Origin of the sequence: Sulfitobacter sp. G21635-S1, from assembly GCF_027213915.1 — a bacterium.
Classification (GTDB): Bacteria; Pseudomonadota; Alphaproteobacteria; order Rhodobacterales; family Rhodobacteraceae; genus Sulfitobacter.
On record NZ_JAPWGV010000010.1, the window covers coordinates 111611 to 124193 of the forward strand.

At 59.4% G+C, this 12583-nt stretch carries 12 protein-coding genes; all 12 read right to left on the reverse strand.

Going from position 1 to position 12583, the window contains the following annotated elements:
- Positions 1 to 6: 6 nt before the first annotated feature.
- Positions 7 to 795, reverse strand: a complete 789-nt coding sequence (locus tag O4H53_RS11910; protein ID WP_047998052.1) for an SDR family NAD(P)-dependent oxidoreductase — start codon at positions 793 to 795, stop codon at positions 7 to 9.
- Positions 796 to 808: 13 nt separating this feature from the next.
- Complete coding sequence (locus O4H53_RS11915; RefSeq protein WP_047998051.1) at positions 809 to 1600, reverse strand: ABC transporter ATP-binding protein; 792 nt, start codon at positions 1598 to 1600, stop codon at positions 809 to 811.
- 61 nt (positions 1601 to 1661) lie between these two features.
- Positions 1662 to 2900: an ABC transporter substrate-binding protein gene (locus O4H53_RS11920; RefSeq protein ID WP_114294390.1), complete on the reverse strand. Its 1239-nt coding sequence runs from the start codon at positions 2898 to 2900 to the stop codon at positions 1662 to 1664.
- A gap of 36 nt (positions 2901 to 2936) precedes the next feature.
- Complete coding sequence (locus O4H53_RS11925; RefSeq protein ID WP_240310594.1) at positions 2937 to 3938, reverse strand: branched-chain amino acid ABC transporter permease; 1002 nt, start codon at positions 3936 to 3938, stop codon at positions 2937 to 2939.
- Positions 3939 to 3992: 54 nt separating this feature from the next.
- Positions 3993 to 4877: a branched-chain amino acid ABC transporter permease gene (locus O4H53_RS11930; RefSeq protein ID WP_047998048.1), complete on the reverse strand. Its 885-nt coding sequence runs from the start codon at positions 4875 to 4877 to the stop codon at positions 3993 to 3995.
- A gap of 15 nt (positions 4878 to 4892) precedes the next feature.
- Positions 4893 to 6797: an AMP-binding protein gene (locus tag O4H53_RS11935; RefSeq protein WP_240310596.1), complete on the reverse strand. Its 1905-nt coding sequence runs from the start codon at positions 6795 to 6797 to the stop codon at positions 4893 to 4895.
- Positions 6798 to 6894: 97 nt separating this feature from the next.
- Positions 6895 to 7674, reverse strand: coding sequence for an ABC transporter ATP-binding protein (locus tag O4H53_RS11940; RefSeq protein ID WP_047998046.1), 780 nt, complete (start codon positions 7672 to 7674; stop codon positions 6895 to 6897).
- 210 nt (positions 7675 to 7884) lie between these two features.
- Positions 7885 to 8724 carry an FAS1-like dehydratase domain-containing protein gene (locus O4H53_RS11945; protein WP_047998045.1) on the reverse strand — a complete coding sequence of 280 codons (840 nt, stop codon included), beginning with the start codon at positions 8722 to 8724 and terminating at the stop codon, positions 7885 to 7887.
- An 11-nt stretch (positions 8725 to 8735) separates the two neighbouring features.
- Entirely contained in the window at positions 8736 to 9899 is a 1164-nt protein-coding gene (locus tag O4H53_RS11950; RefSeq protein WP_047998044.1) for an acyl-CoA dehydrogenase family protein, read from the reverse strand.
- A gap of 3 nt (positions 9900 to 9902) precedes the next feature.
- Positions 9903 to 10697 (reverse strand): citryl-CoA lyase, encoded by a 795-nt coding sequence (locus O4H53_RS11955; protein ID WP_047998141.1) that lies wholly within the window; start codon positions 10695 to 10697, stop codon positions 9903 to 9905.
- Complete coding sequence (locus tag O4H53_RS11960) at positions 10697 to 11611, reverse strand: SDR family NAD(P)-dependent oxidoreductase (protein WP_082135449.1); 915 nt, start codon at positions 11609 to 11611, stop codon at positions 10697 to 10699. The genes O4H53_RS11955 and O4H53_RS11960 overlap by 1 nt, the downstream gene beginning before the upstream one ends.
- 12 nt (positions 11612 to 11623) lie before the next feature.
- A complete protein-coding gene (locus O4H53_RS11965; protein WP_047998042.1) occupies positions 11624 to 12583 on the reverse strand; it encodes a hydroxymethylglutaryl-CoA lyase in 960 nt (319 codons plus the stop codon).

Sequence of the window (12583 nt, forward strand, 5' to 3'; positions counted from 1 at the left end):
TCGGCTCTAGCAAGCAAATGAATAACCGCCATTCACCGGATAGGTCTGGCCGGTGATCCAGCTTGCTGCATCCGAGCAAAGAAACAGGATCATGCCTGCCGCGTCTTCCGGCTCACCCAGCCGCCGGACTACATATTGCGAAAGCGCCCGCTTTTCGGTCTCCGCATCCGGGATCAGATCGGCGACCGCCGGGGTTCTGGTGCCGCCTAGGGCGACGCAGTTTGCGGTAACTCCGAACCGGCCACCGGCCTTTGCAATGGCGCGCATGAAGCCCGCCGCCCCGGCCTTGGCACCGGAATAGACCGCCAGGTGCGGCTCGCCCACCCGGCCTGCGTCGGAAATGACCGTCACGATGCGTCCGTAGCCACCCTTGACCATCATCGGCATGGCGTGGCGGGTGCAGTTCAGCACGCCATCGAAATTGGTGGCCATCCAGCGCCGCCATTCGGCGGGGTTTGATTCCCAGAACGGTACAAGATCGTCGAGCCGTGACGTCGGCCCGGCATTACCAGCATTATTGACCAGAATTTCCACGCTACCAAAGACGCGCTGCGCCTCGGAAAAGGCCGCGCCCACAGCATCGAAATCCGACACGTCAAAGGCCATCGGTAGCGCCTTTGCACCAGCCGCTTCCACTTCCGCCGCGACGCTTTCGGCCCGCGCGGCGTGGAAATCGTTGACCACAACGGCACCCGCGCCATGTTCGGCGAGATAAAGCGCGACCTGACGACCCACGCCTTGTCCGGCCCCGGTTACAAGTGCGGTATGACCCTTGATGTCCAGCAATTCAGTCATTGTATTTCCCCTCCTATCCGAGCCATCTCTTGCGGCGCCGATAATGCTTGATTTCGCGATAGCTCTTGCGTTCACCGGAGGCGGTGACACCAAGATAGAATTCTCTGATGTCTTCGTTGCCGGCGAGCTTGTGGGCGGGGCCATCCAAGACGATGCGCCCGTTTTCCATCACATAGGCGTAATCGGCGATCGACAGGGCGGCGGCGCTGTTTTGTTCAACAAGAAAGAAGGTCGTGCCTTCGCGCTTGAGCTGTTTGAGAACTTCGTAGACGTCACGGACCATCATCGGCGCCAGACCCAGCGACGGCTCGTCGATGGCGATGATCTTGGGCCTCGCCATCATGGCCCGGCCGATCAAAAGCAGTTGCTGCTCACCGCCGGACATGAACCCCGAGGTGCGGTTGCGCAGGTCCGCAAGACGCGGCATCAGACTGTAGACATGAGCCAGACGGTTTTTCAGTTCGGTGGAATTGGTCACCATATGCCCGCCGACAATCAGGTTCTGTTCCGATGTCAGGTGACGCAGCACGCGTCGGCCCTCCATCACATGGATAAGGCCATTCTTTACCACATTCGACGCTTCCATGTTCTGAATCGGCGTGCCGTTCAGGACGATCGAACCGGCGGACACGGTTCCGTCTTCGGATTTCAGAGTTCCGGAAATCGCCTTGAGCGTCGTGCTTTTCCCTGCCCCGTTTCCACCGAGAAGCGCAACACACTGACCCTCGCGCACGGTCATTGAGATCCCTTTGAGCGCCAGAATGACGTCGGAATAGGTCACTTCCACGTTATTGAGTTCGAGCATAACTTCGGGTCCGGATCCAGAGAAAGGGTCGGGCACCACGATCGCGGTGCCCGGGTTTTGTTCACCACTTGCTCAAATCGGGAACATCGACGCCGGTCGCCGCGATGGTGATCTTCCCGTCCTTAACCGTGCCCACGTTCACCTTGAGTCCTTTCAGAGGAAAGGGGGCTTCTGGGGTGAAAGTGAGACTCGGAAGGAAGCCATGGGTTTCCTCCGAGGTGATCGGCTTGGCAAAGAGCGCCTCGCGCACCAGCTCGCCCGTCAGACCTTCGGCACCGTTCTCCTCGATCGCGTGCTCGATCACGGCCACGGTATAGAGGGCCTGGGAAATCCCCATGGCCGTCACGACATTCCAGGGCGCCTTGAGCCCGTAATCCGAAACTAGGGTCTGGTAAAACTGCCGCGCTTCTGTGTCCTCATCGGCCGCGATCACCATGCCGTAGGCCTCAAAGTCGCCTTCAAGCTGCGCCAGCCCGCCAAGCGCTTTGCCCGAGGCAGGCAGCCCGTTATGCGAGCTCATCATGATCGGGATGTCGGCCCCGTTGGCCTGCAACCCGCGTTTCGCGGCGACCACGATCGAGGTGTTGGTCTGGATGATCACCGCTTCGGCCCCCGACCGCGCGACGCGACGCATTTGCGCGGTCAGGTCGGTCGGCTGCACGTCGGTATAGATGACCTCAACCAAATCGGCGGCCTCGGGATGCTCTTCGGCATAGACTTCGAGCCCCTTTCCCATATCGACATAGGCAGGGGATGCCTCGGAGGACAGGACCGCGAATTTTATGGGTTCGTCGCCGCCACGCTGTTCGCGCATCCAAGCCAGAAAGCCTGCGGCTTCATGCGAATAGGTCGGGCGCGGATTAAATATCCAGGAATCGGGCTGCCAGGCAAAGCCATAGGCGGCCGTGGCCATGAACATCGGGATCTTGTCTTCGGGTAAGCGTTCGGACAGGGCCGCCACGTCCGGCCCGCCAAGGCCGACCACGGCGATCGGCGCCAGCTCCGACTTGATTCCGGGCCACAGGCTGGCGACCTGTGCGGCATCATATCGGGTCTCGTAGTTCTTGTAGTTCAGCTTGACGCCGAGTTCCTTGCCGCTGGTCGCGTTCCACCAGTCGAAAACGACCTCCCGGCTTGAGGCCAAGATCGGCATGATGTCGGCATAGGGGCCAGAAAAGTCCGACAGAAGCGCAAGGTTATATGTGGTCTCCGCCTGTGCCTTCATTGGTAGCGCCGTGGCGAGCGCCAGCGTTCCGGCGGCCAGCAGCCCCCCAAGGCCCGATTTGCTGAGGTATGTCATTTTCATTCTCCTCCCAGGTTATAGACCGCCCCGAAATCAATAGGGGAACGGCCAGATACGATAAGACGATTTCAGGATATTCCAGCGGTGCATCACCCCCTTGGGTTCAAGGATCATGAACAAGGCAATCACGCCACCAAGAATGACGTTCATGCCCGCGAACACGATATCGCCTCCCAGAAACGAGACGGAATCGGCGATATTCGGGCCGACTGTGGCAATAACTTCCTGGATGGTGCGAATGACGAAGACACCGACCAGCGCCCCGACGATCGACCCCATTCCACCGACGATGATCATCGCCACGAAAAAGATGGAATGGAACAGGGTGAATTGATCGACCCCGACAAAGCGGATCATGTAGGCCCAGAGTGCCCCGCCGACGCCAGCATAGAAGGCGCCGATCAGAAAGGCATTCGCCTTGGTAGCCGCTACATTGATCCCCATGATGCCTGCGGCCACGTCATCGTCCCTGACCGCGATGAAGGCGCGACCGAAGCGCGACCGGATGATCCCGAACGCGCCTGCGATCATGATCGCGGCAACCGCAAGGTTCATGTAGAATTGCTGGGTCTCGGTGACGAAGCGCAGCCCGAATATCTCTGCTGCCGGCACGGTGACTCCATTTGAGCCACCTAGCCAGGAGGATGGCAGGTTCAGGACTGCAAAATGAAAGATGAACTGTGCCGCGAGAGTCGTCAGCGCCAGATAGAACCCCTTGATCCGAGTCGCCGTCAAACCGAAGAGAAAGCCGAACAGCGCAGCCGCGAACCCGGCCAACGGTATGGTCAACAGGAACGTGAGACCGGTCTTGGAGGCCAGTATCGAAGCGGTATAGGCGCCCACCCCCATGAATGCGGCCTGGCCCAGATTGATCTGGCCCGCATAGCCGGTGCAAATCTGGAGTCCGACGGCGATCACGGCGCTGATCAGCATCATGTTCAGCACGGCGATGATACGCCCGCTCACAAGATAGGGCATCGCCAGCATAACCACGAGGAACAGCGCCAGGCAAACCGCCTGCCAGCGCGTGCGCACGAGACGTCTGTCGGCGCGATAGCTTGTGGGAAAAATGCCGGAAGGATCCATGAATTAAACCCGCTCGATTGTGCGCCAGCCGAACAGACCCGTGGGCCGGATCAGCAGAATGGCAAGCATGATGATATAGGGCACGACACTGCCGAGCGAGCCGCCGATGATCGGATCGAGGTAGTTGGTGGTCAGGCTCTGGATTACACCGATGATGATTCCCGCCAGGACAAGTCCGCCGATCGACTCCAACCCGGCGAACAATGCAACCGGCAGTGCCGCAAAACCGATATCCGAGGCCAGAAAGGTCAGCGACTTGCCGCTGAGGAAGATCATCGCTCCTATCGTGGACAGGATTGCGCCGAGAATCCAGGCAAAGGCAATAGAGCCTTTCACCGAAATCCCCATCGAAGCAGCGACGACGTGATCTTCGGCCACTGCCGTCATCCGCAGGCCTGAACGGGTCCAGTTGAAGAACCAGGACAGGCCAACGGCGGCAACGATGGTGATGATCCCCCCGATAAGCAAGTTCATCGGAATCAGCATATCGCCGAGTAAGAGCGGCTTCAGCGGAAAGATGATCGGGAATGGCCGGACGGAAGCCCCAAACAGCAGCAGGACGACGCCACGCAGCAGGATCAGCAGGCCGACAGTCACCATCACCATCGAGAACACCGATTCACCGATCAGCTTGGTGAGGAAAATCCGTTCGATCAGATAGCCGACAAGACCCGCAAGAACCAAGGATAGCGGGATCGACAGCCACAGGCTCAGGCCGAGCTGCATGGTTGTGAACCAGACGATGAAACCGCCGATGATCACCAGTTCGCCCTGCGCGAAATTGAACACCTTGCTAGCGCGGTAGATCACGACGAACCCCATGGCCACCAGCGCGTAAAGCAGGCCGATCAAGGCCCCGGTGATGATGTCATTGATGAAATAGACCATTTTTGCCGACCTCCCTTAAATTTGCGACCGCCGCCCGGCAGCCTTCGATCCGCTCTCGACATCCGATACACGCACCTCGGCCCTGAGCACGCCCTGGCGGCCATCCTGATAAGTAACGGCAATCTCAAGGTCGATCTTGTCGGCACCGCTGTAAATAGCCTCGACGAGCGTGGCATACCGATCTTCCAGGAATGCGCGCCGGAGTTTCCGGCTGCGGGTCAGCTCGCCTTCGTCCGGGTCCAGTTCCTTGGGGAAATTCGCGAACCGCACGACCCGAGAACCTTCGGGCAGCAAGGCGTTGATGCGCGAAACCTCGCCTTTGATAAGGTCCAGAACCTCGGCTTTTTGCGACAGGTCGGTATAGGTCGAGAAGCTGATATTGTTCTCTTCGGCCCAGCGGCTGAGGACCTCCATGTCGATATTGATCAGCGCTCCGACAAAATCCCGGGTTTCGTCGCCCAGCGTCATAAGATCCTTGATGTAGGGGCTGTAGCGCAGCCGTGTTTCGATAAACTGCGGCGGATAACTGTGGCCGTTCGCTAGGCGGCGCATGTCCTTGACGCGGTCGTAGAATACCAGCTCTCCGTCATCGGTCATCGAAACCGCATCGCCGGTGGCATACCAACCGTCTTCGGTCAGCACCTCGGCGGTCTCGTCCGGTTTGCCATAATATCCGCCAAAGCCCGAGCCGCCGCGGACCTGCAACTCACTTTGCGGCGTTATGCGGTATTCCAACGGATCGCCATAAGCGGTATTGCTTTGCATCCAGCTGCCGCTTGTTTCCAGCTGATAACTTTCGCTGACATGCGCGGTCAGAAGGCCGATTTCGGTCGCGCCATAGACGTTGCGCAGCTTGACCCCCATGGCGTGGAACATGCGAAAGACTTCGGGGGCCATCAGAGCACCGCCGCTCATCGCATTTTTTGCCTTGCCAAGGCCCAAATTGTCGCGCAGGTGATGCAGCACCAGCGCCTCGGCAAAGGGAAGTCGCAGGCGCGAGGCGAGGCTGGGACTGCGCCCTTCCAAGCGTTCGACATAAACGTCACGGCCGACTTTCATACCCCAATTGTACATCAAGTTGCGGAACTTGCCCGCGCCCAACATCCGGGCCTGCACGATCGACGCAAGGTTTTCCCACTGGCGCGGACTGAACACCAGCGCGTCAACCGCCAGTTCGCGGATGTTGGTCAGCACATCTTCGGGGCCTTCGGGAAAATTGACGACCATGGGCGCGATCAAACCGATCGACAGGCCGAAAATCTGTTCCGTGACCCAGGCAGGCGAAATGTACGTCAAGTATTCGGTGCCTGGCGCGATTTCGATTGCCCCCATCACACGTGAGCAGTTGTCGAACAGGTAACGATAGCTGATGACAACGCCCTTCGGTTTTCCCGTGGTCCCGGAGGTATAGGACAGCAAGGCGGTATCGTCCGCCCGTCCGCGTTTGACGTGTTCTTCAAATCTGGCAGGCTCCTTGGCGTGAATCTGACGTCCTGCCGCGCTAAGGCTTTCAAATGAATGCAAAAGGGGATGATCATAGCTCCAAAGACCAGAATCATCCCAGTAAACGATCGCCAAGGCACCCGAGTACTTGCCCGCGATCTCGATGCATTTATCGACCTGCTCCTGATCCTGCGCCAGAAAAATCCGCGTTTGCGAGTCTTCGGCCAGATACAGGATCTCTTCGGCGTTCTGATCCGGATAGACGGACAGGACTTTGCCGCCCAATGACTGAACGGCGTATTCAGCCCAGAAATGTTCGGGTTCGTTTTCCCCGATCAACATGACGGATTCGCCCGCCGACAGGCCCAGGTTCTCCAACCCGAGAGCCAGGGCACGAACTCTGTCAATCACATCGGCCCAGGTGAATTCCCGCCAGATGCCCAGGCGCTTGTGGCGTTCGGCGAGGTTGTTCGGCATGGACGTTGCACGCGCGAGCAAAACCTGCGGCAGGGTTTCGCTGTGTGTCACTGCCGGGTCTGAAAAGACCATTGCTGTTCGTTGTTTTGTCATCCCGCTAACCCAGATATGCCTTGATCACAGCCGGGTTCTTCTGGATTTCTTCGGGCGTGCCTTCGGCGATGACCCGCCCGAAGTCCAGCACCACGATCCGGTCAGCAAGGTCCATAACAACGCCCATGTCGTGCTCGACCAGAACCACTGGAATCTTGCGCGCCTCGCGCACATCGAGAATGAAGCGCGCGAGGTCTTCTTTCTCTTCCGAGTTCATGCCAGCCATCGGTTCATCCATCAGCAGGATGGATGGTTCCTGCGCCAATGCGCGGCCCAGATCGACACGTTTGCGCAGCCCGTAGCCCAATGTGCCCACTGGCCGGTTGCGGATTGCTTCGATCTCCAGAAAGTCAATAATCTCTTCGGCGGCTTCGCGATGCTCTGATTCCTCCCGCATCACGAGCCCAAACTGGAAAAAGGCCTGGATCACATTCGATTTCATCAGCATGTGACGACCGATCATGATGTTTTCCACCACGGTCTGCCCGGCAAAGAGATGGGTGCCCTGAAACGTACGCGCCAGTCCGCGCCGGGCGATCTGGTCTACACGCAGGCCGGTAACGTCCTGCCCGGACAACTCGACACGGCCCTTCTGCGGACGATAGAAACCCGCAGTAACGTTCAGAAGTGATGTTTTTCCGGCACCGTTCGGACCGATGATCGCAAGCAATTCATCGTCGTTCACGGTAATGCTCACATCGTCGAGCGCCGTCACACCGCCAAATTTCAAAGTTGCACTGCGCACAGCAAGCGGCGATGTGACGATCCCCCCATTCGTGGTCATGACTCAGCCCGTGCCTTTTGCCGACAGCCCATGGAACGGCACATAACCTGACCGAACGGTGATCCGCAAGTGACGAGGTTTCCTCGCATTTTTCTCCTCCCACCTCTTATTTCAGAGGGCTGCTTGCCGGAGGTGCCAAGCCGCTTTCTGATACCTAACATATGTTAGAAAGTTAAATCAACAATTGAATCCGCCGCCAAGCAGAACCGCTCAGACAGTCGCGTATTCTGCGGTAAAGCTTCGAAGACCGGTTTGATCCTGGCACCAGACGGTTCCGGAGTTTTCGGCCCCTTCACTATGCAACTGCAATTCGCAGGGCAGGGTCAGCGGTGCCAGTCCCCGGAAAGAAAACCGGTGGGGCGACGACTTCAAGGCTTCCGCCGCCAGATTCAGAAGAAGCGTCGCCTGCAATGGGCCATGCACAACAAGCCCGGCATAGGCTTCGGTTTCGGTGGCGTAGACGTGGTCATAGTGGATGCGATGGGCATTGAACGTCAGCGCCGAATAGCGAAACAGCAGCACCGGATCCGGTGCAAGGCTCGATCTGAGCGTGGTGGGGTCAACCGCGGCAGGTGCGTTCTTGACCGGGCGGGGCACAGAAATCTCACGATAGACAATCGATTGCTTCTCCCGAATACAAAGCCGGCCGCCGCTCGAATACTCGTGTTCTACGGTCACAAAGACCAACGTTCCGCTGCGGCCCTGCTTGGCTGTTATATCCCCGATCACCGAGCGGCGGGTGACGGCTTCGCCGATCGTCAGCGGCGTGAAATGTGTAACATCGCCGCCGGCCCACATGCGGGCGGGCAGCGGGACAGGGGGCAGAAATCCACCCCTTGCGGCATGGCCATCGTCTGACAGGGCGGCAGCTGGCACGGTATCAAGGGCAATACACCAATGAACCCCCAGCGGGACATCACCTGCTCCGCCCCAAAGTTGCGGACCGAACGCGGCACGGAATTTGTCGATCAGACCGTGCGTCAGGACGTCTTCTTTGGTTTCAGTGCGTCCTAGCCAGGGTGCCAGCGCGTCAAGGTCGATCTCATTCATGGTCCCTGGCCTCAGAACGACCGCGGCATACCCAGGATATGCTCGCCGACATAGGACAGGATGAGGTTGGTCGAGATCGGGGCCACCTGATACAGTCGGGCCTCGCGGAACTTGCGCTCGACATCGTATTCGCGCGCAAAGCCGAAGCCGCCATGAGTCTGGATGCAGGCATTGGCCGCTTCCCAGCTGGCATCGGCGGCCAGTAGTTTTGCCATGTTCGCCTGTGCCCCGCAATCCTGCCCGGCGTCAAAGCGTCTTGCGGCCTCGAAGCGCATCAGGTTGGCGGCCTCGACGTTCACATAGGCCTTGGCGATAGGAAACTGCACGCCCTGATTCTGACCGATCGGGCGATCGAAGACAATACGCTCGCCGGCATAGGCGCGGGCCTTGTCCACAAACCAGTATCCGTCCCCGATACATTCCCCGGCGATCAGCGTGCGCTCGGCGTTGAGCCCGTCAAGAATGTGGTAAAATCCGCGGCCTTCGGTTCCGATCAGGTTCTCGGCGGGAATCTCCAGGTTGTCGAAGAACACTTCATTGGTTTCGTGGCCCGGCATGTTGGCGATGGGGCGCACCTCCATGCCATTGCCGATGGCCTCTTTCAGATCAACCATTAAGATCGACAGGCCCTGGGACTTCTTCTTGACATCTTTCAACGGTGTGGTGCGGGCCAGCAGGATCATCAGGTCCGAATGTTGAATGCGGCTGATCCAGACCTTCTGGCCGTTGATCACATAGCGGTCGCCCTTCCTGACCGCTGTAGTCTTGAGCTTGGTGGTGTCGGTCCCGGTCGTCGGCTCGGTCACGGCCATGGACTGCAGGCGCAGCGCGCCGCTGGCGATGGCGGGTAGGTATTTCTGCTTCTGCTCGTCCGAGCCGTGCCGCAGAAGCGTGCCCATGTTATACATCTGCCCATGGCAGTGGCCCGCGTTGCCACCGCAGCGGTTCACCTCTTCCATGATGATCGAGGCTTCGGTCAGACCCAGGCCCGATCCGCCGTATTCCTCGGGGATCATCGCGGCGAGCCAGCCCTCGCGGGTCAGCGCATCGACAAATTCCTCGGGGTAGGTTTCGTTCTCGCCGAACTTTCGATGATATTGCGGCGGGAACTGTGCACAAAGCGCGCGCAGGGCATCGCGCAGGTCGCCATGGGTGTCGGGGGCTGATGTCTGCATCGTTTATTTCGCTCCCGGTCCCGAGGTTTCAAGGATTTCCTGCTCGGCACGCTGCCACAGCTCATAGGAAATTGGGTTTTCGCTTTCCTCAAGGATATGGCCGACCAGCCCGATGGCCCGCGCCATCACCCCAAAGCCGCGCACGATCTTCCACGGAAAGCCGAATTCGCAGCAGATCGCGCCGATGGCACCGGTAGCGTTGATCGGCAGCATCTTGCCCGATCTCGCCTCGGCCACGCCCTGAATTTTCTGGATCAACTCGATGTATTGACCGGATTTGCCGTTCTCGGCTGCGATCTGGAACAGGCGCGGTGTGCGCGGATCGACCGGCTTGTGAACCGGGTGGCCCAGCCCCGGCACGATGGCCTTGCGGGCGTGGAACTTCTCAACCGTTTCCAGCGCTATGGCATCCAGATCGGCGCCGGTGCCGCGCCTGTCCTGCGGCAGCGCCTCGTAGAGCATTTTTGAGGCGCCCTCCATCGAGCCGACAAAAACCGTGCCCAGCCCGCACAGTCCCGCCGCCACCGCCGCCTGAAGCGATTCCGGTGCGCCCATATAAGTCATGCGCGCGGCCAGCGCCGAGGGCGTGATGCCATGCTCCACCAGGGTGATGATGATGGCGTTGAAGACCCGGCTTTCCTCTGGCGTGGCCTTGCGGCCCGTCAGTTGCAGAAAGGCGAGATCGCCTAGGTTCATGTGGCCCAGAATCTCGTTCGGCAGATCAAGGCCCCGCACGCAGATCTTGTCCGGCGTGCTCCAGGCGATGTTCGAGCTAATCTTTTCCTTGCGTTTTCCCATCAGACCGGATCCCACGAAAAGACGTCCGCCGACACTTCGAGCGGTGTGAACTGCGATCTGAGCGTGGGCATGGCGCGCTCGGCGATTTCATCCGCTGTCCAGCCCTCGCCGGAATGAACCGACCGCACCGGGCGGGGCTGGTTGAACAGGAAGATCTCGTTCTTGCGAACCGCAAAGACTTGTCCGGACACGTCAGCCGCGCGGTCGCTCATCAGGAAACAGGCCATCGGCGCAACTTTTGCAGGGGTCATCTGCTTGATCTTCTCGACCCGCGCCACCTGTTCCGGGGTGTCTGTCTTGATAGACGAGATCATCCGGCTCCAGGCGAAGGGCGCGATGCAGTTCGACCGCACGTTCCACCGCTTCAGGTCGAGCGCAATCGATTTCGACAAGGCGGCGATGCCCAATTTGGCAGACGCATAATTGGCCTGCGCCAGATTGCCGATCAGACCCGAGGTCGAGGTCATGTGAACCAGAGCGCCGCCTTCCTGTTCGCGGAAATAATCGGCGGCAGCGCGGCTGGTATTGAAGGCACCATAAAGATGGACCTTCACCACCGCATCGAAATCCTCGTATGTCATCTTGTGGAAAAACCCGTCGCGCAGGATGCCTGCGTTGTTGACCACCGCGTCAATGCGACCGAATTCCTTGACACCGGCCTCGATCATCGCACGCGCGGCCTCGGGGTCGGTGACCGAACCGCCATCGGCGATCGCATCACCTCCGGCGGCTTTGATCTCTGCGACGACGGCCTGAGCGGCGCTTTCGGTCTGGCCGGTGCCTTTCAGGGACGCCCCCAGATCATTGACTACCACCGCCGCCCCTTCGGACGCCGCCATCAGCGCGATATCGCGGCCGATACCGCCACCCGCGCCGGTGACCAGAACCACTTTTCCGTCAAGCGCCTTCGCCATCTTCATCCCTCCTCAGTTTGCCTTGCGGTACTTGTCGAGCCCGCCGGTATGCATGACCCGGCCCATGAGAGGCACGCCGATGATCTCTTCCGCCTTGACCGCCGCTGCGATCAGCTTGTCCAGATCAATGCCGGTTTCGATGCCAAGCTCGTGGCACAGGAACACCGCATCCTCAGTGCAGACATTTCCTGCGGCGCGGGCGTGGCCGTGGCCCGCGAAAGGACAGCCGCCAAGACCGGCGACCGAACTTTCGAACATGTCCACGCCCATCGACAGGGCGGCATGGAGATTGGCGATGCCAAGCCCGCGCGTGTCATGAATATGCATCCCGATGCGGGCACTGGGTGCCAGTTCCCGCAGCGCGCCGATCATTCGTTTGACAGCCTCGGGGTTGCCCCAGCCCATTGTATCGGCGATCACAAGGATCGGTACGGGGATGTCCTCTTCTTCGCACAGCTGAAGAACGAAGCGGAAATCGTCCAAGATGCGCTCTTGCGGGATGGGGCCTTCGAGGTTGCAGCCGAAGGCCGTCATCACATAGGCCGCGTCGATCGTATATCCCTCTTCCTTGTAAAGGCGAACCCAGTCGCGTTGTTTTTCCCGCATTTCCGCGGAGGAACAATTGTTGTTCGATTGGGCAAACGCCTCGGAAGGATATAACAGCAGGCGCGGGTCGATATCGACCTCATGCGCCGTCAGGGCCTTGCGAAACCCTTTGTCGTTCAGCCATAGTGACGTGTAATTCACGCCCGGCTTGCGCTTGATACGCTGGAACAACTCCCCGGTGTCCGCCATCTGCGGCACGTATTTCGGGCTGACAAAGCTGCCGACCTGAATGCGCTTCAGACCGGTGTCGCTGAGCATATCGATCAGTTCGATCCGCTGTTCGATCGGATAGATCTTCTTTTCGATCTGAAAGCCCTCGCGCGGGCCTTCCTCACGAAATTCGACGAATTTGGGAAAGTCGCTCAT